Below are 26,454 nucleotides of genomic sequence, written 5' to 3' on the forward strand. Positions count from 1 at the left end.
CCTGTCAACTGCGGCCGCTGCCAAGGGCCTTGCGGTTGCCGCCGGGCAGGGCGGGGCGGTCGGCGGCCTTGGGAGCCCGCTCGGCCGGCGCCTGCTCTATACGCATCGCCAGCGCGGGGCACCGCCGTACGGCCCGCTGTGTGCGCCCCTGAAGGTGCACGGGAACGACCGCGTCGGCCACCGCCGGATACCCGTCGGGGTTGAGCCGGATCAGCTCGGGGATGATTTCCGCGCAGATCCCGTGGCCCTGGCAGAGCGTCCAGTCGATGAAGACCTTCTCGCCGCTCGGAATCGACTCCTCCGCCTCCTCGTAGCCGGGCAGGGGCAGGGGCAGCACACCGGTCGTCTCGCGTCCACAGCCGCCGTGCAGCACATGGGCGGCGAGGTCGTCCGTGAAGGCGGACAGGGTCGAGGCGAAGAAGCGCGCCGAGCCGTCGGGGTGCTTGCACGCGCCGCGGCCCTTGACGGCCTGGGTAACCTCGCGCAGCGCCTCCAGCGCGGCAGGGCCGCCGCCGTTGATGACGTCGGACAGACCGCCGGCCGCCGCGGGCAGGCCCAGCTTGCAGGGGCCGCACTGGCCCGCGGTCTCGGCGGCGAGCCAGTTGGCCACTCGCTGTGCCTCGCCGAGCGGGCAGGTCTCCGGGCCGATGGGGAGGATCGCGCCCGCGCCCAGGGCGCCGCCCACGGCGGCCAGTGATTCGCGCGAGACGTTGGACTCGTGGACGGCGACCGAGTCGATCCAGTTGCCGTGGTAGCCGCCGGTCAGCACGCCCTGGGGGAGCGGCGGGGCGCCCGCCAGCTGCAGCACGTACCGCAGCGGCACACCCGTGGGGACCTCGACGACCATGGGGCGCGCGACCGCCCCGGAGATGGTCAGCATGACCGTGCCCGGCTCGGTGTCCAGGCCGGTGTGGCTGTAGCGGCGCGCGCCGATGCGGGCGCCGACAGCGAGCTGCGCGAAGGTCTCGGCGTTGGACAGCAGGGTCGGGGCGCCGCCGACGCCGGTGTCGGACGCGCGCTCACGGCGGCCGGGCGGCAGCGCAGGGCCGCCGTTCACCGCGCGGATGACGGAGGAAGCCTCGCCGGAGACCATCCGCTCCGGGGTGCGCACGATCCGCGCGCGTAGCTGCTGCCCGCGCCGGTCGGACAGCCCGCGCTCGGCCAGTGCGGCGCGCATGGAGATCTCGGTGGAGTTGCGGGTGACCGCGACGACCAGAGTGCGCGCGCCGAGCGCCTCGGCGGCCAGCAGGGCGCCGTCCAGGATCAGATGGGGGGCGCGATTGAGCAGCACTGTGTCCTTGCGGCAGGCGGGCTCGCCCTCACTGCCGTTGACCACGACGACGGGCCGCACCCCGCGTCGGATGGCGGACTTGGCAACGGCGCGGAGCTTCTGCCCGAAGGGGAAGCCCGCGCCGCCGCGGCCGCGCAGCGATATGTCGTCGGCGAGCTGCGCGAGCCGCTCGCCGGTCATGGGTTCAAGAGGGCCGTGCACCTTGAGATGCATGGGGAGGTCGAGGCGCTCGACAAGGTCGAACCCCTGTGTCAGCTGGGGAAGGCCGACAACGCGGACCTCGGGGACATCAGGGAGGGGGGTGTTCACGGTCGGTCTCCTGCGGGCGCGTGCCAGGGTTCGCCGGCCGGGGGCGGGAAGAGCCCGGGCATCGGCGCTGTGTCGTCGTACGCGGCGGGGTTGCCGGTGGCGTACGGGGAGGGAGTTTCTTCGTACGCGGGATACGAGGGAGCGGGGTCGTAAGCGGTCGGGGTGTCGAACGAGGGAGCGGGGTCGTAGGCGGTCGGGGTCCCGAACGAGGCCGAGGTGTCGAACGTCGGGGTGTCGAAGGACGTCGGGGTGTCGTATGCGGTGGCCGGGGGACCGGGATCGTAGGCGGGAGGGGGCTCGTACGCCGGGGGCTCGTACGCCGGAGGAGCGGGGGGCTCGGGGGCTTCGGCGGGTTCGGGCCGGAACGCCTGCGCGGGCGGCGGCGGAGACGGGGTGGGCCACAGACCGGGCCGGGGCCCCGACTCCGACACGACGGGGATCTCCTCCGTCATCGGTATGCGCTCCGCGAGCGGAGCGGCCGGGTCGCCGGCGAGGGAGACCGCGCGGTACGCGGCGGAGATCCCGGTGCCGGAGCCCGCGCCGCGGCTGACGGTCGGCTCGGCTTCAGGCGGCGGGGGCACCTCGTACAGCTGGGGCGAGGGGGCCGCAAGCCGCCTGGGCTGCGCACGCGTCTGGTCGAAGGGGGAAGCGCGCTGGAAATCCGCCTCGTACGTACGCTGCGAGGGAATGCCACCCATGCCGTTGAGGCCCGCCGGCGCGGTCGCGCCGGGGAGCGGGGAGGCGCTCGGGTCGCGCCGTGGCTCCTCGTCGGCCGACGGGCCGTCGGAGCTGCCGCCGGTCAGCGACATGATCTTGTTGGCGATGCGCCGCTGCGTCGGGCGGGGCAGCAGCCGTACGGCGACGGCGCCAGCGACTCCGGCGAGCGCGAGGCAGTACATGGTCGTGACCCACGGCGCGGCGGGGCGACCCGCGTAGAGGCCGTGCACGAGCGCCGAGCACCAGGCCGGGTAAGCCAGCATGTGCAGTGGCCGCCAGCGGCCCGCCGTGCGGATGTTGCCCGCCAGGGTGCTGCGCAGCACACCGGTCGTGGCGGCGACCACCATGAGGAAGCCGGCCAGCGAGCCGAAGCCGATGAGGCCGGAGGTACCGGTGACGCCGAGTCCGAACGGGATCAGGGCGCCGATCAGCGACACCTTCCCCAGCGACACCTTCACGCTGACGTGCAGCAGCAGGAAGCCGAGCGACGCGGTTGCGGTGGCTCGGTGGATTGCCTGCGCGAGGAGGCGGTGGCGGGTGTTCAGCAGCACTCGGTCGGTGGCGAGCAGACCCCACGCCACGGAAGCGGTCAGGGACACCAGGGACAGAACTCCGGTGCCGAAGTCGAGAAACGCACGAAAGCTGTCACTCCCGCCGATGGCCAGCAGGGGTATGAGCACGAACGCCGCGACGATCAAGCCACCTTGCACCGGGCGGCTGAGCCCGGTACTCGGTGCGGGGGACGAACGGCTGTTGCGTTGAGGGTTCATGGGGCGACTCCGAATGGTGCGGGAAATACGGTCCCGTTGACGCATGCTAGGTCGACCCATACTGGGTGGTACGACGTTTCAACGTTTAGAGAGCCGAACCACAGACAACTCACTTATGGGTTGCCCTGGATAGGGGCGATACGCGGGGTAACAGGAGGCAGTGTCAATAGGGTTCGAGGTGTGCTCCGCGACTCACTCGGGGCGCGCGCCGGGGGTGCAAGGGGCGCATCGGAATGCTCGGTACCGGGTGGCGCGAAGAGGGCGCGAGAGGTGAATTGCCACCTTCGCGCATAATGCCGGATTCCATTGGTGGAGCTTCGGTGGATCTTCGAAGGGTGTTCGGTGGCCGCAGGTGATCACAGAGGGTGGTCGAGTCGCCCTCGAGACTGGTCCCATGCGCCCGGTTCGCTCGCTGCGGTACCCTGACGCCATGCGTGCCGTACGCCTTCTGCTTAGCGAGCCGCGCTGATCAGTCCCGACGGATGAAGAATCCGGTCGGAATCGGCGCGGCGTCCCCTCCTGTGCGAGGGGTTTTTTCGTTTTGCATTCCGCTGGCAGAGACGAATCGATGGAGCTTCAAGGATCATGAGCGAGACGAATTCAGCTGCCGCTGCAGAGGTGGCTGCAGCGCACCGCTACACGGCTGCCATGGCGGCCGACATCGAGGCACGCTGGCAGGACGTCTGGGACGCCGAGGGCACGTACGAGGCGCCGAACCCGAGCGGTGAGCTGGCCGGGGACGCCGCCCTGGCTGCGAAGTCCAAGAAGTTCATCATGGACATGTTCCCGTACCCCTCGGGCGCGGGTCTGCACGTCGGCCACCCGCTGGGCTATATCGCCACCGACGTCTTCGCCCGCTACCAGCGCATGACCGGGCACAACGTCCTGCACACCCTGGGCTTCGACGCCTTCGGCCTGCCCGCCGAGCAGTACGCCGTGCAGACCGGCACGCACCCGCGCGTGTCGACCGAGGCGAACATCGAGAACATGAAGGCCCAGCTGCGCCGGCTGGGCCTGGGCCACGACAAGCGCCGGTCCTTCGCGACGATCGACCCGGACTACTACAAGTGGACCCAGTGGATCTTCCTGCAGATCTTCAACTCCTGGTACGACGACGACGCGAAGAGGGCCCGCCCCATCGACGAGCTGGTGGCCCAGTTCGAGAGCGGTGAGCGTGCCGTGCCGGGCTCCACGCGCGCGTGGAGCGCGCTGAGCGCCGTGGAGCGCGCCGATGTGCTGAGCGGCTACCGGCTGGCGTACGCCTCCGACGCGCCGGTCAACTGGTGCCCCGGCCTGGGCACCGTGCTGGCGAACGAGGAGGTCACCGCGGACGGGCGTTCCGAGCGCGGCAACTTCCCGGTCTTCAAGGCCAAGCTGCGCCAGTGGAACATGCGCATCACCGCCTACGCCGACCGGCTGCTGGACGATCTGGACGCGCTGGACTGGCCCGAGGCGATCAAGCTGCAGCAGCGCAACTGGATCGGCCGCAGCGAGGGCGCGCGCGTCAACTTCTCGGTCGACGGCCATGACGACGTGCAGATCACGGTCTTCACCACCCGTCCCGACACCCTGTTCGGCGCCACGTACATGGTGCTGGCGCCCGAGCACGGCCTGATCGACTCCATCGTCCCCGCCGAGTGGCCGCAGGGCGTCAACGAGGCCTGGACGGGCGGCGCCGCGACTCCCGCCGAGGCCGTCGCCGCGTACCGCAAGCAGGCCCAGACGAAGAGCGACGTCGAGCGGCAGACCGAACACAAGGACAAGACGGGTGTGTTCACCGGCGCCTACGCGGTGAACCCCGTCACCGGCGCACAGATCCCTGTGTTCGTGGCCGACTACGTCCTGATGGGCTACGGCACCGGCGCCATCATGGCCGTCCCCGGGCAGGACGAGCGCGACTGGGAGTTCGCCGAGGCATTCGAGCTGCCCATCATCCGTACCGTCCAGCCGCCGGAGGGCTGGGAGGGCGAGGCGTTCACCGGACAGGGTCCGGCGATCAACTCCGCCAACGACGAGATCTCGCTGAACGGCCTGGCTGTCGCCGAGGCCAAGGCGAAGATCACCGAGTGGCTGACCGCCCGCGGAATCGGTGAGGGGACGGTCAACTTCCGGCTGCGTGACTGGCTGTTCAGCCGGCAGCGCTACTGGGGCGAGCCCTTCCCGATCGTCTACGACGAGGACGGTGTCGCGCACGCGCTGCCCGAGTCGATGCTGCCGCTGGAGCTGCCCGAGGTCGACGACTACTCGCCTCGCACGTTCGACCCGGACGACGCGGACACCCAGCCCGAGACGCCCCTGTCCCGCAACGAGGACTGGGTCAGCGTCGAACTGGACCTGGGCGACGGCGTCAAGCGCTACCGCCGGGAGACCAACACCATGCCCAACTGGGCGGGTTCGTGCTGGTACGAGCTGCGCTACCTGGACCCGGACAACGACTCCAAGCTGGTCGACCCGGCGATCGAGCAGTACTGGATGGGGCCGCGCGAAGGCCAGCCGCACGGCGGCGTCGACCTGTACGTCGGCGGTGCCGAGCACGCCGTACTGCACCTGCTGTACGCGCGGTTCTGGTCCAAGGTGCTGTTCGACCTGGGGCACGTCTCCTCGGTCGAGCCGTTCCACAAGCTGTACAACCAGGGCATGATCCAGGCGTACGTATACCGGGACAGCCGCGGCTTCCCGGTCGCCGCCGCCGAGGTCGAGGAGCGGGACGGAAAGTTCTACTTCGAGGGCGAGCCCGTCAAGCGCGAGCTGGGCAAGATGGGCAAGTCCCTGAAGAACGCCGTCACTCCGGACGAGATCTGTGCCGAGTACGGTGCGGACACGCTGCGTCTGTACGAGATGGCGATGGGCCCCCTGGATGTGTCCCGGCCGTGGGACACGCGCGCGGTGGTCGGCCAGTACCGGCTGCTGCAGCGGCTGTGGCGCAATGTGGTGGACGAGGCGACGGGTGAGGTGACCGTCGTCGACGCCGAGGCCGACGAGGCGATGCTGCGTGCCCTGCACAAGGCGATCGACGGAGTCGGACAGGACCTGGAGGCGCTGCGCTTCAACACCGCCATCGCCAAGATCACCGAGCTGAACAACTATCTGACCAAGATCGGCGGACCGCTGCCACGGAGCGTGGCGGAGCAGCTGGTGCTGCTGATCGCGCCCCTGGCCCCGCACATCGCCGAGGAGCTGTGGCACAGGCTGGGGCACACCGAGTCGGTCGTGCACCAGGACTTCCCGGTCGCCGATCCGGCGTATGTCGTGGACGAGTCCGTGACCTGCGTCGTGCAGATCAAGGGCAAAGTCAAGGCGCGACTGGAGGTCTCCCCGTCGATCTCGGACGAGGAGCTGGAGGCGCTGGCGCTGGGAGACACGGCAGTGGTCGCGGCGCTGGGTGGCGCCGGCATCCGCAAGGTGATCGTGCGGGCGCCGAAGCTGGTCAACATCGTCCCTGCGTAGTCGCGCGTCTCTGCGTCGTCGCGCCGCTGGGTAGCCGTCGCTGCGCAGGGCGTGCGGCGCCCCGGGCGCGGTGAGGGGTTTCCCCTACGGGCAGGTTGGGGGTTCCGACGGAACCCTCGGCCTGCCTGTTCCGTTTACGGTGGAGGGACAACAGCCGACGCCGGAGGGGCGCTCATGGAAGCCGCGATTCTGATACTGACGCTGCTTTTCGCCTTCGTGGCGTTGGGGGTGTACGTGACCGTGAAGATCGTCGGCGCGGCGAAGCGGGGTGTGGAGCGTACGGTCACGCAGGCGCGCCGCACCGTCGAGGAGACCACTCTGCGGGCGAAGTCCTATGGTCAGGGCGGCGTGGTCGGCGAGCTGGCGCAGCTGCGGCTGGCGCTGCGTACGTCGATGAGGGCGACCCAGGACGCGCTGCAGGCGGGCGTGGCGGAGGACGCCTCGCTGTCCGAGTCGCTCGCCCTGTTCAAGCGGCTGAGTGCGCACGGGCACGAGCTCGACGACGAACTGAAGCGGCTGGAGCGCGAGCCGGACCGGGCGACGGTGGCCTCGCTGCTGCCGGGGCTGCGCGAGCGTACGGAGCGGATCACGCACTCGGCGGAGTCGCTGAGGTGGGCGGCGCGGGACCGGGCGCGGAAGTTCGCGGATGACGATCTGGACGCGCTGAGCACGCAGATCGACGTGGAGGCGGGGGCGTTGCGGCACTGGTCGGGGGCGGAGACGCCGGATGCCGATGCGCCGAAGGCCTCGCACGGGGCACAGGCGTCCTGGCCGGATGCGGGGACCGGCGACGGGGCTGTGCCGGAGCAGACGTGGGCGGATCTCGATGCGGAGCCCGAGTCGGGTCCTCAGTCGCGGACCGGGTCGGGGCCCGGGACCGGCGCTCAGTCCGGGCCGGGGCACACCGTGGCCGAGCAGCCGCAGGCGATCACGGCGCGCGATCCGCGGCAGCAGACCACGTACCCCTGGCAGAAGTCCGCCCGACCGGAGACCACGAACTGACGTTCCGGGCCCGGCGACGCGATCATTCGCGAGGGGCCGGGCTGCCGTCCGGCGGCCCCTGCGGGTAACCTCCCGCTCATGTCCCGCCATGTCGCTATCGTCACCGATTCAACGGCCTACCTGCCGCCGCAGACGATGGAGCGCCACGGCATCATCGCGGTGCCGCTGACCGTCGTGCTCGGTGATCAGGCGCTCGAAGAGGGGACCGAGATCTCGGCCCGCTCGCTGGCACTGGCGTTGCAGAAGCGACGCTCGGTGACCACATCCCGGCCGAGTCCAGAGATGTTCGCCGAGGTGTACCGGGCCAGGGCCGAAGCGGGCGCGACCGGCATCGTCTCGCTGCATCTGTCGGGCGAGTTCTCGGGCACGTACGACGCAGCGGTGCTGGCCGCCAAGGACGCACCGGTGCCGGTCCGGGTGGTCGACACCGGGATGGTCGGGATGGCGCTGGGCTTCTGCGCTCTCGCCGCCGCGGAGACGGCGGAGGGAGGCGGCACGATGGACGAGGCGGTTGCCTCAGCTGAGAAGCGGGCCGCGGGCACGTCCGCGTACTTCTATGTCGACACCCTGGACTATCTGCGCCGTGGCGGACGGATCGGGGCTGCGCAGGCCTTGCTCGGCTCGGCGCTCGCGGTGAAGCCGCTGCTGCAGTTGGACGGCGGGCGGATCGAGCTGCTGGAGAAGGTGCGTACGGCGTCGAAGGCGATCGCCCGGCTTGAGGAGATCGTTGTCGACCGGGCCGGGGCGAGCAGCGTGGACATCGCGGTGCACCATCTGGCCGCGCCGGAGCGGGCCGCGGCGCTGGCGGAGCGGCTGCGCGAGCGGGTTCCCGGCCTGGCCGACCTGTATGTCAGCGAGGTGGGCGCGGTGATCGGCGCGCACACGGGGCCGGGCCTGCTGGCGGCCGTGATCTCACCACGGTAGGTGCCCCGTGGCGGTACGGGTAGTCGCCCTCGTAGGTGACCGAGTTATCCACAACAGGGCTGTTGTCCACGGAAATTGAGCCTGCTCAGCGGGTTCGGACGGATGTGCCTACCGTCCTGTGGCATGGCTATCCGATCACGTTCTGCAACCAGTGGGCCGGGCCGCGCCCCCGCCTCGGACAGCCGCGCCCGTGACGGGCGCGGATCAGGCTCGCGCTCTCGCGGTAGACGACGAGTGGCCGCCATGTCGAATGCCGCGGTGTCCAGTACAGCCCTGCGCCGCCGGGCGGACGCCCTCTTCGAGGGGCCGCGGGGCGGCAGTGCGGACACGAGTCCGGACGCGGCCGTCGTGCTCGACGCGGCTGTCGTTCGCTCCCGGGCCGAAGGGGGAGGCGGGCGCTCCCGGGCCGGAGAAGGCGGAGGCGGCGGGACTGCCGCTGTCGGCGTCCCGCCCGGGGATGTCGACAGCGGTACGGGCGCTTGGCAGCGCGTGCGGCTCGCGGCGCGCGAACGGCTGCCGTTGTGGGTCCAGCTCAGATGCGGGCTCGAGGCCAGGACGCTGGCAGCCCTGACCGTCGTCCTGGTGGTGGCGGCGGCCTTCGCGGTCCAGCACTTCTGGGTGGCGAGTCCGCAGCCCGTACGGGCCCCGGAGCTGGTCCACCAGAGCGCGGCCATGCCGGAGCCGAGCCCTTCGCCCGGTCCGCCGCCGACGGCCGCGGGGCCCCGCGGCCGGATCGTCGTAGATGTGAGCGGGAAGGTGCGCAGGCCGGGAGTGCTCCGGCTGCCTGCCGGATCGAGGGTCGCGGACGCACTGCGGGCGGCCGGAGGCGTCAAGGCCGGCACGGATCTGACCGGGCTCAACCGGGCACGGGTGCTCATGGACGGCGAGCAGGTGGTCGTGGGCGGGCCCGCACCGCCGGGGCCGCCGGGGTCCGGGCAGGGCGGGGCACAGGCCGCGGGTCCGGTGAGCCTCAACTCGGCGACCGTGGAACAGCTGGACACCCTGCCGGGGGTCGGTCCCGTACTGGCCCAGCACATCGTCGACTACCGCACCCAGCACGGGGGCTTCCGGTCCGTCGACGAGCTCCGCGACGTCGACGGGATCGGCGACCGCCGGTTCGCGGACCTCCAGACCCTGGTACAGCCATGACGCGCCCGGCGGTTCACGCCAGGTCGGGCCACCGGCTGGGGGCGGCGGACCCGCGACAGGAGGGGCCGCTTGATCTGCGGCTGGTGCCACCCGCCCTGGCCGCCTGGGCAGCGGCGGCTCTGGCTGTCGGCGCGCGGGGGTGGTGGACGGCGGTGGGCGTCATGGGGTGCGTCGCCGCAGCGGGGTTGTTACTGGTCGTCGGGGCGAGTAGGGGCAGGGGCCGCCTCGCGCCGGGCGGCGAGGACACGCCCGTCAGCACACACACCCGTCGGCGTCGGCTCAATGCCACAGCCCTGGCAGCGATGCTGCTGTGCGCCGCAGCGGGTGCGGCCTCGGCAGGACTGCACGGCGCAGATGTGCGGCGCGGGCCGCTACCGGAGCTGGCACGCCAATCCGCATATGTCACCGCAGAGTTGACGGTCACCTCCGATCCCCGGATGATCCGTCCCCGCATCCGCGGGAATCAGACGGCGGGCGGATTCCTCGTGCTGAACGCCGAGGCCACCCGGGTGACGGCTTCTCGTGGCGGGGCCACCGAGATCCGGACTCCCGTCCTCGTGATCGTGGCGTCAGGCGCCCTGCGCAAGCCCGACGGGACTGGCGCGCAGTGGATGCGGTTGCTGCCCTCCACCCGGCTGAGGGTGACTGGACGGCTCGCGCCGCCCTCGGGCGACGACGACCCGTTCGCGGCCGTGCTGAAGGCGCAGGGGGACGGTCCGCCGCGGATCACCGGACCGCCAACAGCCATCCAGCGCACAGCCGGAGAGCTCCGGGCCGGACTGCGCGAGGCGACGCACAGGCTCGCCCCGGACGCCCGTGCGCTGCTGCCCGGGCTGGTCGTCGGGGACACCTCACGGATCACCCCCGATCTGCAGGACGCCTTCGAGGCGACCGACCTGACGCATCTGCTCGCAGTATCAGGAAGCAATCTGACCATCGTGCTCGTGCTGCTCATCGGGCCACCGGGCACCGCCCTGCTGGCGGAACGGCGGGGCGTGGCACCACGGTTGGGCATCACCCTGCGCGGAGCCGCCCTCCTCGGTGGCGCCCTCACGCTCGCCTTTGTGGTGGTGTGCCGACCGGAGCCGAGCGTGCTTCGGGCGGCGGCCTGCGGGACCGTCGCGCTGCTCGCCATCGGCACCGGACGCCGCCGCTCACTCATCCCGGCGCTGGCCGCAGCCGTGCTGCTGCTCGTCCTGTACGACCCGTGGCTCGCCCGCAGTTACGGCTTTCTGCTCTCCGTGCTGGCCACAGGTGCCCTGCTCACCATCGGTCCGAGCTGGAGTGCGGCGCTGCAACGCAGAGGGGTGCCGCCCCGGCTCGCTGAGGCCCTGGCCGCAGCCGCCGCAGCACAGGCCGTGTGTGCTCCTGTGGTGGCCGTCTTCGCGGCCCGGGTCAGCCTGGTGGCGATCCCCTGCAACTTGATCGCCGAGCTCGCCGTCGCCCCGGCCACGGTCCTCGGTTTCGCTGCGCTCGCCGCGGCCCCGGTGGCGATGCCCGTCGCCGAGCTGGTGGCCCGCTGCGCCGGGTGGCCGGCCGGGTGGATCGCCTCCGTCGCCCGCACGGGGGCAGCGCTGCCGGGCGCCACGACGGGCTGGCCGGGCGGCTGGCGCGGCGGCTTGCTGCTGGCCGCCGTCACGGTTCTGGTCGTACTCCTGGCCCGCCGGCTGCCACGGCATCCCTGGGCGGCCGCTGTGTGCGCGTTGCTGCTCGTGCTCGCCATCGTGCGTCCGGTCCCGTTGACCAGGGTCATCACCGGCTGGCCGCCGCCGGGCTGGACGTTCGCGATGTGTGATGTGGGGCAGGGCGACGCAACGGTGCTTGCGGCGGGCGAGAGCGCGGCTGTGGTCGTGGACGCGGGGCCGGCCCCCGAGCTCGCCGACCGGTGTCTGCGCGAACTGGGAGTCACGCGGGTCCCGCTGCTGCTCCTCACCCACTTCCACGCCGACCACGTGGCCGGGCTGCCCGGGGTCCTGCGCGGCCGGGCGGTCGGCGCAATCGAGACAACGGTGCTCGACGAGCCACAGGACCAGGCTGCGTTCGTACGCCGAGTGGCCGACTCTGCCCGGGTGCCGGTGGTACGGGCCGAAGCGGGGGAGCGGCGCCGTCTCGGGCCTCTCGAATGGGAGGTGCTCTGGCCGGGGGCGGCAGCGGCCCCGTCGATCGAGGGGCCCAACGACGCGAGCGTCACGCTGTTCGTGCGGATCGAGCACGGCCCCACTCTGCTGCTCCTCGGCGACCTCGAACCGCCGTCCCAGCGGGGGTTGTTGCGGGTCTTTCCCGCACTTCCGCCCGTCGACGTCCTCAAGGTCGCCCACCACGGCTCCGCGCATCAGCACCCAGGGCTGCTGCACGCTGTGCGCCCGCGGCTGGCGCTGATCTCCGTCGGCCGCGACAACGGGTACGGCCACCCCTCCCCCCGTACTGTCGGCGCGCTCCGCGCCCAGGGTGCGGTGGTGCTGCGTACGGACACGGACGGGGCGATCGCGGTGACGGGAGGCGGCCGGGACCTGAGGGCGGTCCCCCGGAGCGGCTCGGACCCTCCCGCAGCCTCTGCCGTCGCCCCTGCCGCAGCTGCAGGAACTCCCCTGTTCGGAGTCGGAGAACGACCTCGCCGTCGGCGGGCCGGAGAACGACCTCGCCGTCGGCGGGCCGGACAACGGCCTTGCCGCCGACCGCGGGCCGGAGAGCGACCTCGCCGTCGGCGGGCCGGGGAGCGAGCCGTCGCCTCCGGCGGCAGGCCTAGGACCAGCGGTGCATGGCGGGCAGGCACCCCTCGAGCCACACTCTTCCCATGGATGCCTACCTCCGCCGTATCGGGGCGAGCCGCCCGGAGCGGGCCGACGCCGCCGCGCTGCGCGATCTGCAGTTGCGGCACCTCCACACGGTCCCCTTCGAGAACCTCTCCATCCACCTCGGCGAGGACATCGAGCTGGAGGAGAAGGCGCTCCTGGCCAAGATCGTGGACGCCGGGCGCGGCGGGTTCTGCTACGAACTCAACGGCGCCTTCGCCGCGTTGCTGCGCGACCTGGGCTTCACCGTCACCCTTCTCCAGGCACGTGTCTTCGGTGATGAGGGCCGGCCCGGCATCCCCTACGACCATCTCGCCCTCCTCGTCGGGACGGCGGACTCGACCGGCCCCTGGCTGGCCGACGTCGGCTTCGGGGACCATGCCCACCACCCGCTCGTGTTCGACGAGCGGGGGGATCAGCAGGACCCGGCGGGTACGTTCCGGATCGTCGAGGTGCCGGAGTCCGAACACGGCGATCTCGACGTCTACCGCGACGGCGAGCCGCAGTTCCGAATGGAGCGGCGGCCCCGCGTGCTCGACGACTTCCGGGCGGGTGCGTGGTGGCACCGCACCTCGCCCGACTCGCACTTCACCCGATCCGTCGTCTGCTCCCGGCTCTCCCCCGAGGGCCGGATCACGCTCAGCGGCCGAAAGCTCGTCACCACCGGGCACGGTGAGCGCAGGGAGCAGCCGCTGGCCGACGACGCGGCGGTGCTGGCGGCGTACCGCGACCACTTCGGGCTGCTGCTCGACCGCCTGCCGTCGGCTCCGGGCCGCGCGACCTGAACAATGTCTCCTGTGAGTGCTGTGAGACATGTACTGGTGCTGCCCGACCGGGATGCCGCGGAGGACGCGGCCGAGGCGCTCGGCGACCGCTTCGGCGTCGTCGATGAGCCGTTGCTCATACGGGACGCGCTGGCCGGCGAGGACGACGCAGAGGACGCCCAGTGGCTGGTGGTCGTCGAGGACCCGGCGGGGCGGCTGGACCCCGCGAAGCTGGATGAGTTCGTGGGGGAGTGGGACGGCTGGCGCGAGGAGCCGTAGCGGAGCGGTAGGGAAGACGGGGGCCGTGTCAGTGGTGCGTGGGATGCTGGTTCGCGATGGCCACCAGGAAGAATTCGACCGATGATCCCCTCGCCCCCGTCACGCTCGCCGTGGGCCAGGAGGATCTGCTCCTCGACCGTGCCGTGCAGCAGGTGGTGGCGGCAGCGCGTGCCGCCGACGCCGACACGGACGTGCGCGACCTCACCGCGGACCAGCTGCAGCCGGGCACGCTTGCGGAGCTGACCAGCCCTTCGCTCTTCGCCGAGCGCAAGGTCGTGGTCGTTCGGAACGCGCAGGATCTGTCCGCGGACACGATCAAGGACGTCAAGGCGTATCTCGACGCGCCCGCCGAAGAGATCACGCTGGTGCTGCTGCACCCCGGAGGGGCGAAGGGCAAGGGTCTCCTGGACGCCGCGCGCAAGGCGGGGGCGCGGGAGGTCGCCTGCCCCAAGACCACGAAGCCCGCGGAGCGGCTCACTTTCGTACGGTCCGAATTCCGTGCGCTGGGCAGGTCGGCGACGCCTGAGGCGTGCCAGGCGCTGGTCGACTCCATCGGGAGCGATCTGCGCGAGCTGGCGAGTGCGGTCTCGCAGCTCACGGCGGATGTCGAGGGCACGATCGACGAGGCGGTCGTCGGGCGCTACTACACCGGCCGGGCCGAGGCCTCCAGCTTCACGGTCGCCGACCGCGCGGTGGAGGGGCGGGCGGCGGAGGCACTTGAGGCGCTGCGCTGGTCGCTGTCGACGGGAGTCGCGCCGGTCCTGATCACCAGCGCGCTGGCGCAGGGGGTACGGGCGATCGGCAAGCTCTCCTCGGCGCGCGGCGGGCGGCCGGCGGATCTCGCACGCGAGCTGGGCATGCCGCCGTGGAAGATCGACCGGGTGCGGCAGCAGATGCGGGGCTGGACGCCGGACGGGGTGGCGGTGGCGCTGCGGGCGGTGGCGGAGGCGGATGCCGGGGTGAAGGGCGGAGGGGACGACGCTGAGTATGCGCTGGAGAAGGCGGTGGTGGCGATCGCGCGCGCGGCGCGTTCGCGTCGCTGAGCGCGGCTTGCTCCGCCCACCCTGCCCCTCTCGAAACCGGGGCTCTGCCCCGGACCGCTGCGCAAGAGGCCGCAGGGCTTGACGCACCCCCCGGGAGCGCCGGCTTCGCGGCCGCCTCGGCACTCGGGGCCGAAAGCAGGGATGCGCCTGCTTCGCGGCGCGGGGCCCTGCGCCACACCCCGGCGCCCGCGCACCCAGCAAGCGCCTGCCCCCGCCCCCGGCCGCCCCCCACAGCCCGCTCCCCCCCGACCCCACCAACGCCGAAGGCCCCGGCCGCACATCCTGGGGAAGGACGGCGAACGGGGCCCACGGTTCAAGCTTGTGCGCCGCACCCGCGTGGCGAACGCAGGCCGCGTGCGGCGCTAAGAGGTGCCGGGGCGGGAGCGGATGAGAGGGCCCGCTGGATCCCTACCGGCGACAATCAAGAGGTTCAGCCCTTGAGGGAGCCAACCTTGGAGGCCAGCGCCGACTTCTTGTTGGCGGCGGCGTTCTTGTGGATGACACCCTTGGAGACGGCCTTGTCGAGCTTCTGCGACGCCTCGCGGAGGGCCACAGTGGCCTTCTCGGCGTCGCCCGAGGCGGCAGCCTCACGGGCCTTGCGGATCGCGGTCTTGAGCGACGACTTGACGGCCTTGTTGCGCAGGCGCGCCTTCTCGTTCGTCTTGTTCCGCTTGATCTGGGACTTGATGTTCGCCACGAAAGAGCCTTTTCAGGTTCGATGATATTGATCTTGGTCCTTCACGGACCTTGATCTTTACGTCGCGTCTCGTACATGAGAGGGCACGAGACACAGCTGCCCAGGCTACCAGCCGCCCATCTCGCGGCCCAAACCGGGCGCAGCCCCGCAGCCATGGGACCATGGAAGCTACGTATCGATCCGACATCGCCCGAGACGAGACGCCCCGCGTCTCAAGAATCAGGACCCTGCGTGCCCGCGACTCCTACCCACGTGCCCGAGCCGAGCCGTACCGACCCGGCGCTGATCCGCAATTTCTGCATCATCGCGCACATCGACCACGGCAAGTCGACGCTTGCCGACCGGATGCTTCAGCTGACCGGTGTGGTCGATCAGCGGCAGATGCGCGCTCAGTACCTCGACCGCATGGACATCGAGCGCGAGCGCGGCATCACGATCAAGTCCCAGGCGGTCCGGCTGCCGTGGTCGCCCACCGAGGGCGAGGGTCAGAACACGACCCACATCCTCAACATGATCGACACCCCGGGCCACGTGGACTTCACCTATGAGGTCTCCCGCTCGCTCGCGGCCTGCGAGGGCACCGTCCTGCTGGTGGACGCCGCGCAGGGCATCGAGGCGCAGACCCTCGCCAACCTCTATCTGGCGATGGAGAACGACCTCACGATCGTCCCGGTCCTCAACAAGATCGACCTTCCGGCCGCCCAGCCGGAGAAGTTCTCCGAGGAGCTCGCCAACCTCATCGGCTGTCAGCCCGAGGACGTGCTCAAGGTCTCGGCCAAGACCGGTGTCGGTGTGGACGCCCTCCTCGACAGGGTCGTACGGGATGTGCCCGCACCCGTCGGTGTCGCCGACGCGCCCGCTCGCGCGATGATCTTCGACTCGGTGTACGACTCCTACCGCGGCGTGGTGACGTATGTACGAGTCATCGACGGCCAGCTCAACAAGCGCGAGCGCATCAGGATGATGTCGACCGGCGCCACTCACGAGCTGCTGGAGATCGGCACCAACTCGCCCGAGATGCTGCCGGCCGACGGCCTCGGCGTCGGCGAGGTGGGCTACCTCATCACCGGTGTGAAGGACGTCCGCCAGTCCAAGGTCGGTGACACGATCACCACCCTGCACAAGGGCGCCACGGAGGCTCTCGGCGGCTACAAGGACCCCAAGCCGATGGTGTTCTCCGGCCTGTATCCGCTGGACGGTTCGGACTACCCCGAGCTGCGCGACGCCCTCGACAAGCTCCAGCTGAACGACGCCGCGCTGGTGTACGAACCCGAGACGTCCGCCGCACTCGGATTCGGGTTCCGGGTCGGCTTCCTCGGGCTGCTGCACCTGGACGTCATCCGGGAGCGGCTGGAGCGCGAGTTCGGGCTGGACCTGATCGCCACCGCCCCCAACGTGGTCTACCGCGTGGTCATGGAGGACGGCGCCGAGCACACCGTCACCAACCCGAGCGAGTTCCCCGAGGGCAAGATCGCGGAGGTGCACGAGCCGGTCGTACGGGCCACGATCCTCGCCCCCAGCGAGTTCATCGGTTCGATCATGGAGCTCTGCCAGACCCGCCGCGGCACGCTGCTGGGCATGGACTACCTCTCCGAGGACCGGGTCGAGATCCGCTACACCCTCCCCCTCGCCGAGATCGTTTTCGACTTCTTCGACCAGCTGAAGTCCAAGACGCGCGGTTACGCCTCCCTCGACTACGAGCCCACCGGCGAGCAGGCCGCCAGCCTGGTCAAGGTCGACATCCTGCTGCACGGCGACAAGGTCGACGCCTTCTCCGCCATTACGCACAAGGACGCGGCGTACGCGTACGGCGTGCGGCTCGTCGCCAAGCTCCGCGAGCTCATCCCGCGGCAGGCCTTCGAGGTGCCCATCCAGGCCGCCATCGGCTCCCGGGTCATCGCCCGCGAGACCATTCGCGCCATCCGCAAGGACGTCCTCGCCAAGTGCTACGGCGGTGACATCTCCCGTAAGCGGAAGCTGCTCGAGAAGCAGAAGGAAGGCAAGAAGCGGATGAAGATGGTCGGCAGCGTGGAGGTTCCGCAGGAGGCCTTCATCGCCGTGCTGTCCAGCGACGAGGGTGGCAAGGGGAAGAAGTAGCCCCAAGCGTCGCCAGTGGTCGTGACTGACGAGCGGAAGCGCCCGACCGTGGTCCGGTCGGGCGCTTTTCGCGTGTCTGCGGGCGCATCGCCCGATAGGTGAGGGATACACCGACCATCGGTTCCAGCAAGTGATCTCTGGGTCTGTTCGTTATCAAGCGGCAGCCCATAGCCTCTTACGCACCGGCTTTGGGCGCTCTACTCTGATCACGGCTCGATGGTTACTCGCCAGTTAAACAACCAGCCAGTCGTGCAGTGCTTGCCGCAGGCCCGGAGGACGTCGTGAGCGACACACAGACCCTGATCGAGAACCGACCGCCCTCGGTGGCGACTCTCTTCGCCGAGCGTGTGGCGGCTACGCCGGACGCCGAGGCCTACCGCTATCCGGTGGCCCCCGCCGCCGGTCACGGGCCCGACGACTGGAAGTCGCTGAGCTGGGGCCAGGCCGCCGAGCGGGTCTACGCCATCGCGGCCGGTCTGATCGATCTCGGCGTGCAGCCCGAGGACCGGGTCGCGCTCGCCTCCGCCACCCGGGTCGAGTGGATCCTCGCCGACCTCGGCGTGATGTGCGCGGGCGGCGCGACCACGACCATCTACCCGTCCACGAACGCCGAGGAGTCGTCGTACATCCTCGCCGACTCCGGCAGCAGGGTGCTGATCGCGGAGGACGTATCCCAGCTCGCCAAGGCGCGTGAGAAGCGGGCCGATCTGCCGGAGCTCAAGCACGTCGTCGTCCTCGACATGACCGGCGTGGAGCCCGACGCGAGCGAGCCCGATGGCTGGGTGCTCTCGCTCGCCGAGCTGGAGGCGCGCGGCGCGCAGTACCTCGAGAAGCACCCCGAGGCCGTCAAGGAGCGGATCGAGGCGATCACCGCGGACCAGCTGGCGACGCTGATCTACACCTCGGGCACCACGGGACGGCCCAAGGGTGTGCGGCTGCCGCACGACAACTGGTCGTACATGGCCAAGGCCACCGCCGCGACCGGGCTGATCAGCAAGGACGACGTGCAGTACCTCTGGCTGCCGCTCGCCCATGTCTTCGGCAAGGTGCTGACCTCCGGGCAGATCGAGGTCGGCCATGTCACCGCCGTCGACGGCCGGGTCGACAAGATCATCGAGAATCTGCCGGTGGTGCAGCCGACCTATATGGCCGCCGTGCCGCGCATCTTCGAGAAGGTCTACAACGGTGTCGCGGCGAAGGCGCGGGCCGGCGGCGGCGCGAAGTACAAGATCTTCCAGTGGGCGGCCGGTGTCTCGCGCGAGTACGCCAAGGCCGCGCAGGACAACTTCCGCCGTACGGGCACGGCCTCCGCGCCCTTCGGGCTTAGCGCAAAGCACAAGGTCGCCGACGCGCTCGTCTACTCCAAGCTCCGTGACGCCTTCGGCGGGAACCTGCGCGCCGCGGTCTCCGGCTCCGCCGCCCTCGCGCCCGACATCGGCTACTTCTTCGCCGGCGCCGGGATCCACATCCTGGAGGGCTACGGCCTGACCGAGTCCAGCGCGGCGTCCTTCGTCAACCCGGGTGAGGCCTACCGCACCGGCACGGTCGGCAAGCCGCTGCCCGGCACGGAGGTGCGCATCGCGGACGACGGCGAGATCCTGCTGCGCGGCCCCGGGATCATGGAGGGCTACCACGGTCTGCCGGAGAAGACCGCGGAAGTCCTGGAGTCCGACGGGTGGTTCCACACCGGGGACATCGGCGAACTCTCCGCGGACGGTTATCTGCGGATCACGGACCGCAAGAAGGACCTGATCAAGACGTCGGGCGGCAAGTACATCGCGCCGGCGGAGGTCGAGGGACAGTTCAAGGCGGTGTGCCCGTTCGTCTCCAACATCCTGGTGCACGGCGCGGACCGTAACTTCTGCACGGCGCTGATCGCGCTCGACGAGCCGACCATTCTCGGCTGGGCCAAGGAGAACGGCCTGGACGGCAAGTCGTACGCCGAGGTGGTGGCCACGCCGCAGGCCGTGGAGCTGATCGAGGGGTATGTGAAGCGGCTCAACGAGGGGCTGCAGCGCTGGCAGACGATTAAGAAGTTCCGGCTGCTCCCGCGCGACCTGGACATCGAGCACGGCGAACTGACGCCGAGCCTCAAGCTGAAGCGGCCGGTCGTCGAGCGCGAGTACCGCGAGCTGATCGAGGACATGTACGCGGGCTCCCGCGAGGCCTGAGGCCCGCGCTTTCCCGAACCGGGCCGGCCCACCCCTTTACTCCCTGCAGGGGGAGTGAAGGGGTGGAGTCCCGGACGCGGCCTCAGCCTCGGACGCGGCGCAGGTCCCTCAGGGCTTCCTCCACCCGCGTCAACTGGGTCCGCAGTTCCGGCGTATCGGCCGGGCCCCTGCGGTCCAGTGCCTTCTCTATCGCACCCAGCTGGTCCGCGAGCGTGCCCAGCTGTTGCTGCTCGCGGGCCAGCAGACGCTCCAACTGGCGGTTCTTGCGGTGCAGATCGAGGAACACATTCACCTTCGCCCGCAGCACCCACGGGTCGAAGGGCTTGGTCAGAAAGTCCGCGGCCCCCGTCGCATACCCCCTGAAGGCATAGCCTCTGTCCGCCTCCACCCCGGTCAGGAAGATGATCGGGACGTCCTTCGTCTGGTCCAGACGCTTGATGTTGGACGCCGTCTCGAAGCCGTCCATGCCGGGCATCCGCACATCCAGCAAAACCACCGCGAACTTCTGCCGCAGCAGCGCCTTCATCGCCTCCTCGCCGGAACGTGCCCGCACCAGCGGTTCGTTGAGGGACCCCAGTACTGCCTCCAGGGCGACGAGATTGTCCTCCATGTCGTCCACGAGGAGGATGCTCGCGCGTTCGGCGGTGGGCGCCTCTGTGCTCATTGTGTCTGCCTTACGTGATCGTCGGTGGGACACCCGGCTGCGCGTCGCCGCCTGGCTCTCCCGGTGCTGCGGGTATTTCTTCGGACGCCGTGCCGTCCGGGTCGGCCGTCTCGCGCTCGGGGTCCAGCAGGGCGCAGACGACGGTCAGCAGACGGTCCACATCGACGGGCTTCGGTACGTACTCGTTCGCGCCCTGCGCTATCGACTTCTCGCGGTCCCCGGGCATCGCCTTCGCGGTGAGCGCGACGATCGGCAGATCCGTCCACAGCGGGCTGCGCCGGATCGCCTCGATCGTCTCGTAGCCGTCCATCTCGGGCATCATGATGTCCATCAGGACCAGTTCGACGTCGGGGTTGCGCTCCAGCGTCTCGATGCCCTCCCGGCCGTTCTCCGCGTACAGCACGGGCATGCCCACCCTGCCCAGCACATGGGTGAGCGCAAAGACGTTGCGGATGTCGTCGTCGACGATGAGGACGCGTCGGCTCGACAGGATCCGGCCCGCCCGGCCCGACTTCCACTCCTCCAGCTTGGTCGTCGTCGGCCAGCCGTCGTCCGGCTCCGGGAGTCCCATGTGGTCGGCGGCGTGGCGCTCCGGCAAGGTGAGCGGGACGGTCCGCATCTCCTGGAGGTCGTGGCTGTCGTGAGAGCCGTCGTTCTCGGCGCCGACATGGCCGGGGTAGAGCACGGGGACGTACAGCGTGAAGGTGGAGCCGCGGCCCGGCTCGCTCTCCGCGATGATCCGGCCGCCGAGCAGCCCCGCGATCTCCCGGCTGATGGACAGACCGAGGCCCGTGCCGCCGTACTTGCGGTTGGTGGTGCCGTCGGCCTGCTGGAACGCCTCGAAGATCACCGGCAGTTTCTCCTTCGCGATACCGATACCGGTGTCGGTGACGGCGAAGGCGATCAGGTCGTCCATGCCCTTGAGCAGCTTGTTGTCGGGGTCCTTGACCCTGGTCACGCACAGTTCGACGCGGCCCGACGAGGTGAACTTGATCGCGTTGGAGAGCAGATTGCGCAGGATCTGCTGGAGCCGCTGCTCGTCGGAGAACATCTCGCGCGGCACGTCCTCGCCCACCGCGACCTCGAAGGCGAGACCCCGGTCGATCGTGATCGGGCGGAAGGTGGCGTGCACATAGTCCAGCAGCTTGATCAGCGGCAGCTTCTTCGGGCGTACGTCCATCCGGCCGGCCTCGATCTTCGACAGGTCCAGAATGTCGTTGATCAGCTGCAGCAGGTCGGAGCCCGAGCGGTGGATCGTGGTCGCGAACTGCACCTCCTGGTCGGTGAGATGGCCGTCCGGGTTGTCGGAGAGCAGCCGGGCGAGGATGAGCAGTGAGTTGAGCGGAGTACGCAGCTCGTGCGACATGTTCGCCAGGAACTCCGACTTGTACTGCGAGGAGGTCGCCAGCAGCGCCGCCTTCTCTTCCAGCTCGGCGTTGGAGCGCTGCAGTTCGGCCTGCTGCCGCTGCAGCTCGTTGGAGCGCTCCTGGAGCTGTATGGCCAGGCGCTGGGACTCGCCCAGCAGTGACTCCGTACGGGAGTTGGCGATGATGGTGTTGATCGCGACGCCGATGGTGTTCACGAACTGGTCGAAGAAGGCCAGGTGGACGTCGGAGAAGCGGGAGAAGGACGCCAGCTCGATCACACCGAGGAGCTTGTCCTCGAAGAGGATCGGGATGATGACGACGCTGGTCGGGGATGCCTCACCGAGACCGGAGTTGATCTTGATGTAGTCCGGCGGGGCCTCCTCCAGAAGGATCCGCTTCTTCTCCAGGGCCGCCTGGCGGACCAGGCCGTGGCCCGGCATGCCGGTGGTGTCTATGGTGGCCGACTGGGCGGAGCCGTAACCGGCGATGAAGGCCAGTCCCTTGGTGGTCGACGTCGTACGGGACGGAGTGCCGTCGGCGTCCGGATCGGCCAGGAAGAACGCGCCGTACTGCGCGTTCACCAGCGGGGTCAGCTCGCGCAGGATCAGGTCGGCGACCTCCATCAGGTCGCGGTGGCCCTGCATCAGACTGGCCAGGCGGGCGAGGTTGGACTCCAGCCAGTCCTTGGCGCGGGTGGTCTCGCGGAGGTTGGACACCATCAGGTTGATGTTGTCCTTGAGCTCCGAGACCTCGCCGCGGGTCTCGACGGTGATCGAGCGTGACATGTCGCCCTGGGTGACGGCGGACGCCACCTCGGCGATGGCGCGGACCTGGGTGGTGAGGTTGAGCGCGAGCTCGTTCACACTGGTCGTCAGGCGCTTCCAGGTGCCGTACACACCCTCGACACGCGCCTGGCCGCCGAGCTGGCCCTCCGAACCCACCTCGCGGGCCACGCGCGTGACCTCGGAGGAGAACGAGGAGAGCGTGTCCACCATGGTGTTGATGGTGGTCTTCAGCTCCAGGATCTCGCCGCGCGCGTCCACGTCGATCTTCTTGGAGAGATCGCCCTGGGCCACGGCCGTCGCCACCTGCGCGATGTTCCGCACCTGGGACGTCAGGTTGTCGGCCATGTAGTTGACGTTGTCGGTGAGGTCCTTCCACAGACCGGTGACACCGAGGACCTGGGCGCGGCCGCCGAGCCTGCCGTCCGTGCCCACCTCGCGGGCCACCCGGGTGACCTCGTCGCCGAAGGCGCGCAGCTGCTCCACCATGGTGTTGACGGTGTCCTTGAGCTCCAGGATCTCGCCGCGCGCGTCCACGGTGATCTTCTTGGAGAGGTCGCCGTTGGCGACGGCGGTGGTGACCTGCGCGATGTTGCGGACCTGGGACGTCAGGTTGGACGCCATGAAGTTGACGTTGTCCGTGAGGTCTTTCCAGACGCCGGATACGCCGCGGACCTGGGCCTGGCCGCCGAGGTTTCCTTCGGTGCCGACCTCGCGGGCGACGCGGGTGACCTCGTCGGCGAAGGCCGAGAGCTGGTCGACCATCGTGTTGATCGTCGACTTCAGCTCCAGGATCTCGCCCTTCGCCTCGACCGTGATCTTCTTGCCGAGGTCGCCCTGGGCGACGGCCGTGGACACAAGGGCGATGTTCCGCACCTGGGACGTCAGGTTGTCGGCCATGAAGTTGACGTTCTCGGTGAGGTCTTTCCAGACGCCGGATACGCCGCGGACCTGGGCGCGGCCGCCGAGGTTTCCTTCGGTGCCGACCTCGCGGGCGACGCGGGTGACCTCGTCGGCGAAGGCGGAGAGCTGGTCGACCATCGTGTTGATCGTCGACTTCAGCTCCAGGATCTCGCCCTGGGCGTCGACGGTGATCTTCTGGGACAGGTCGCCGTTGGCGACGGCGGTGGTGACCTGCGCGATGTTGCGGACCTGGGACGTCAGGTTGGACGCCATGAAGTTGACGTTGTCCGTGAGGTCTTTCCAGACGCCGGATACGCCGCGGACCTGGGCCCGCCCGCCGAGCTGGCCCTCCGTACCGACCTCGCGGGCCACCCGGGTGACCTCGTCGGCGAAGGCCGAGAGCTGGTCGACCATGGTGTTGACGGTGAGCTTCAGCTCCAGGAGCTCGCCGGTCGCCTCGACCGTGACCGTACGGGTCAAGTCGCCGCGCGCCACCGCCGTGGTCACCGCGGCGATGTCGCGCACCTGCGCGGTCAGCCGGGCGGCCATGGTGTTGACCGCCTCGGTCACATCCCGCCAACTGCCGGACAGACCCTGCACCTTGGCACGCCCGCCGAGCCGGCCCTCGGTGCCCACCTCGCGCGCAACCCTGGTCACCTCGCCGGTGAACAGGGACAGCTGGTCGACCATCTTGTTGACCGCGCGGCCCAGACGGCGCAGATCGCCGCGTAACTGGCGGTTGCCGTCGTGCAGATCGACCCGCTGGGTGAGATCGCCGCCCGCCACCGCGTCCAGCACCCGGGTGGCGTTGGCGGCCGGTACCACCAGGGCGTCCAGCAGTGCGTTCGTACTGATGACTCCGGAGGTCCAGGCGCCCTGGCCGGGGCTCGCCGACAGACGGTCGTCCAGCCTGCCGTGCCGCACCACCTCCCGGCGCACCCGGGTCAGTTCATCCGCGAAGTGCTGATTGCGCACGGCGATCTGGTTGAACATCGCCGCCAGCTCCGCCGACATGCCCTCATGGGTTTCCGGCACACGTACCTTGAAGTCCCCGTCCCGCAGTGCCGTCATCGCGGCCAGCAGAGGGCGCAGCTCCGCCACACGTATCCAGGCGCCGTCGGGGGGCGGCTGGGCAGCCGGCCGGGAGGGCGGCTGGGCGTGCGACAGCGCAAGGTCTTTATTCATATCGCCCACTTCGGTGACTCGACGCTTATGGGCAGGCTCAGTCTGTCACTCTGTCGGTGTCATAAGCGGCGCATTGCCAGAACCGACCAGGAGCCGCACCGTGGGGTCCTTTCCGATGCAGCGCGATACCGTCCAACGCTCAACACCGTTGTACCCGTTACGGGATGACGCACGGTCGATTTCGCGCACCAGTCTTCCGGGCAACCCCCTCGCGCCGTCCGCCGCACGGCGCTTCGTACGGGCCGCCCTCGCCGACTGGACCAACCTCGGCCTGCTCGCCACCTGCGCCTTCTGCCGCGGGACGGCCGGCAGCGGGGGCTGCCCGCCGGGCCGGCACAGTACGGACCGGCTCGTTGACGACGCCGTGCTCGTCGTCAACGAACTGGTCACCAACGCCGTCGTGCATGCGGGCACCACCGTCGAACTCCTCTGCCGCCTCGAGGAGCAGGCCGACGGCGAGCCCGCCGCGCTGGTGATCGAGGTCTCCGACCACCACCCGGCCAGGGCCGTACGGAACGAACCGGACGGCGAGGACCGGACCGGCACGCCCGAGTACGGGCGCGGCCTCCATCTCGTCGGCGCCCTCGCGGAGCGCTGGGGCATCACCTACCTCGCGGCCCTCAAGACCGTCTGGGCCCGGCTGCCCGTCGACGGCTGGGACACCTGCCCGCTGCCCGGCGCCGAACCGGCGCTGCAACGCGGACTGCGCGCCGCCGAGATCCTCGCGCCCGCGCCGCGCCGCGCCGTCCGCGAGGACCAGGACTGGGTCAGCCGCGGTGCGCTCTCCTTCCTTGCCGAGGCATCCGACCTGCTCGCCGGACAGCTCGACGAGGACATGGTCGCCGCGCTCGCGGGGCAGTTGCTGGTGCCGCGGCTCGCCGACTGGTGCGCGATCTGGCTGGAGGGCGAGGGCGGGCACGGGGGGTGGGGGACGGGCGGCCCGTCGGGGGCCGGGCAGCGGCTCGCCCGCGTCTGGCACGGCGACGAGTCCCGGATCGAGAGGCTGCGCGAGGTTCTCGGCAAGGAGCCGCCACGGCTGCCCGAAACACCGCGCAACGGGCCGGTGCCGATCCCCTGGCCGGCCGAGGGCGAACCCGGCGAGAACGAAGGGACGGCGCTCGCCTACCGGCTCGTCGCGGGCGGGCGCGGGCTCGGCACTCTGGTCGTCGCCCGGCACGGGCCGGGGCGCGTGCCCGACGAAGTGACCGCGCTGATCGAGGACTTCGCCCGACGGGTGGCTCTGGCCATCGGCGCGGCCCGCCAGTACACGCGGCAGGCCACCATCAGCAAGATCCTGCAGCGCGGGCTGCTGCCGGGCAAGGTCGGGGAGATCCCCGGCGTCGACCAGTTCCTGGTGTACGAGCCGAGCGACGACGGAGTCGCGGGCGGCGACTTCTACGACATCTTCCCGGCCGGCTCGGGCGGCCGCTGGTGTTTCATGCTCGGCGACGTCCAGGGCAGCGGGCCCGAGGCCGCCGTCGTCACCGGGCTCGCCCGGCCCTGGCTGCGGCTGCTCGCCCGCGAGGGATACCAGGTCGGCGCGGTGCTCGACCGGCTGAACGGACTCCTCCTCGACGATGCGATGGAGGCGGCCGAGGCGGCCGCGCTGATGGTCGCTGCCGCGGGCGGGCAGGGTCTGCCGGAGGGACCGCAGGCGCGGTTCCTCTCCCTCCTCTACGGCGAGCTGGTGCCCTTTGCACAGGGCGGCGTGCGGTGCACCGTCGCGAGCGCGGGCCATCCGCTGCCGCTGCTGCTGGGGCCCGACGGCCGGGTGCGCACGGCGGCAGAGCCGCAGGTGCTGCTCGGGGTCGTCGATGACGTGGCCTACCAGAGCCAGACCTTCGACCTGGAACCGGGCGACACGCTGCTCTGCGTCACGGACGGGGTGACGGAGCGGCGCTCGGGGGCGCGGATGTTCGACGACGGGGACGGGCTCGCGCGGGTGCTGGCGAGCTGCGCGGGGCTCACCGCGCAGGGGGTGGCCGAGCGGATCAGGCAGGCGGTGCACGAGTTCGCGGAGACGCCGCCGGGGGACGATCTTGCGCTGCTGGTGCTGCGGGCGCAGTAGTCCGGGGGCCCTGCGTCTGTGCCCCGGGCGAGG

At 70.4% G+C, this 26,454-nt stretch carries 15 protein-coding genes and 1 pseudogene; 11 read left to right on the forward strand and 5 right to left on the reverse strand.

Translation table 11 applies throughout. The annotated features are described in order from the left end of the window. Positions 1–4: 4 nt before the first annotated feature. Both OG729_RS26375 and OG729_RS26380 read right to left on the reverse strand, forming a co-directional pair. Positions 5–1,600, reverse strand: a complete 1,596-nt coding sequence (locus tag OG729_RS26375; protein ID WP_360879829.1) for an NADH-ubiquinone oxidoreductase-F iron-sulfur binding region domain-containing protein — start codon at positions 1,598–1,600, stop codon at positions 5–7. Continuing rightward, positions 1,597–3,087 (reverse strand): hypothetical protein, encoded by a 1,491-nt coding sequence (locus OG729_RS26380; RefSeq protein ID WP_405808321.1) that lies wholly within the window; start codon positions 3,085–3,087, stop codon positions 1,597–1,599. Before OG729_RS26380 ends, OG729_RS26375 begins: the two co-directional genes overlap by 4 nt. A 585-nt stretch (positions 3,088–3,672) precedes the next feature. Here OG729_RS26380 and leuS point away from each other — a divergent pair. From leuS to holA, 8 genes and pseudogenes are all read left to right on the forward strand, one after another. Next, positions 3,673–6,534, forward strand: coding sequence for a leucine--tRNA ligase (leuS, locus tag OG729_RS26385; RefSeq protein ID WP_405808322.1), 2,862 nt, complete (start codon positions 3,673–3,675; stop codon positions 6,532–6,534). 174 nt (positions 6,535–6,708) lie between these two features. Then, the gene (locus OG729_RS26390; RefSeq protein ID WP_405808323.1) at positions 6,709–7,536 is read left to right on the forward strand and encodes a hypothetical protein; all 828 of its coding nucleotides are present in this window, start codon (positions 6,709–6,711) and stop codon (positions 7,534–7,536) included. A 78-nt stretch (positions 7,537–7,614) separates the two neighbouring features. Beyond that, a complete protein-coding gene (locus OG729_RS26395) occupies positions 7,615–8,460 on the forward strand; it encodes a DegV family protein (RefSeq protein WP_405808324.1) in 846 nt (281 codons plus the stop codon). Between the two features lie 258 nt (positions 8,461–8,718). Further along, positions 8,719–9,609, forward strand: a complete 891-nt coding sequence (locus OG729_RS26400) for a helix-hairpin-helix domain-containing protein (protein WP_405808325.1) — start codon at positions 8,719–8,721, stop codon at positions 9,607–9,609. Next, positions 9,606–12,140, forward strand: a pseudogene (locus tag OG729_RS26405) (ComEC/Rec2 family competence protein); the annotation flags it as partial. The gene OG729_RS26400 and the pseudogene OG729_RS26405, both read left to right, overlap by 4 nt. A gap of 263 nt (positions 12,141–12,403) precedes the next feature. Next, on the forward strand, positions 12,404–13,186 hold the full coding sequence (locus tag OG729_RS26410) for an arylamine N-acetyltransferase (protein WP_405808326.1): 783 nt from the start codon (positions 12,404–12,406) through the stop codon (positions 13,184–13,186). Positions 13,187–13,198: 12 nt separating this feature from the next. Beyond that, entirely contained in the window at positions 13,199–13,444 is a 246-nt protein-coding gene (locus OG729_RS26415) for a hypothetical protein (RefSeq protein WP_405808327.1), read from the forward strand. Positions 13,445–13,500: 56 nt separating this feature from the next. After that, positions 13,501–14,487: a DNA polymerase III subunit delta gene (holA, locus tag OG729_RS26420; protein WP_360879854.1), complete on the forward strand. Its 987-nt coding sequence runs from the start codon at positions 13,501–13,503 to the stop codon at positions 14,485–14,487. Between the two features lie 430 nt (positions 14,488–14,917). Here the strand turns inward: holA and rpsT are convergent, their stop codons facing one another. Further along, positions 14,918–15,184: a 30S ribosomal protein S20 gene (gene rpsT, locus OG729_RS26425; protein ID WP_360879857.1), complete on the reverse strand. Its 267-nt coding sequence runs from the start codon at positions 15,182–15,184 to the stop codon at positions 14,918–14,920. Between the two features lie 231 nt (positions 15,185–15,415). Here rpsT and lepA point away from each other — a divergent pair, with 231 nt between their 5' ends. Further along, positions 15,416–17,281 carry a translation elongation factor 4 gene (gene lepA, locus OG729_RS26430; protein WP_405808328.1) on the forward strand — a complete coding sequence of 622 codons (1,866 nt, stop codon included), beginning with the start codon at positions 15,416–15,418 and terminating at the stop codon, positions 17,279–17,281. A gap of 281 nt (positions 17,282–17,562) precedes the next feature. Then, on the forward strand, positions 17,563–19,452 hold the full coding sequence (locus tag OG729_RS26435) for an AMP-dependent synthetase/ligase (RefSeq protein ID WP_405808329.1): 1,890 nt from the start codon (positions 17,563–17,565) through the stop codon (positions 19,450–19,452). A gap of 82 nt (positions 19,453–19,534) precedes the next feature. Here OG729_RS26435 and OG729_RS26440 read toward each other — a convergent pair whose 3' ends face one another. Both OG729_RS26440 and OG729_RS26445 read right to left on the reverse strand, forming a co-directional pair. After that, the gene (locus OG729_RS26440) at positions 19,535–20,116 is read right to left on the reverse strand and encodes a response regulator (RefSeq protein ID WP_360879866.1); all 582 of its coding nucleotides are present in this window, start codon (positions 20,114–20,116) and stop codon (positions 19,535–19,537) included. A 10-nt stretch (positions 20,117–20,126) separates the two neighbouring features. Further along, positions 20,127–24,239 (reverse strand): HAMP domain-containing protein, encoded by a 4,113-nt coding sequence (locus OG729_RS26445; protein ID WP_405811293.1) that lies wholly within the window; start codon positions 24,237–24,239, stop codon positions 20,127–20,129. Between the two features lie 229 nt (positions 24,240–24,468). On the opposite strand from OG729_RS26445, the gene OG729_RS26450 reads away from it, so the two are divergent. After that, positions 24,469–26,421, forward strand: a complete 1,953-nt coding sequence (locus OG729_RS26450) for an ATP-binding SpoIIE family protein phosphatase (RefSeq protein WP_360880022.1) — start codon at positions 24,469–24,471, stop codon at positions 26,419–26,421. The last annotated feature ends 33 nt before the right edge of the window (positions 26,422–26,454 follow it).

The organism is Streptomyces sp. NBC_00210 (assembly GCF_045160975.1).
Lineage (GTDB): Bacteria > Actinomycetota > Actinomycetes > Streptomycetales > Streptomycetaceae > Streptomyces.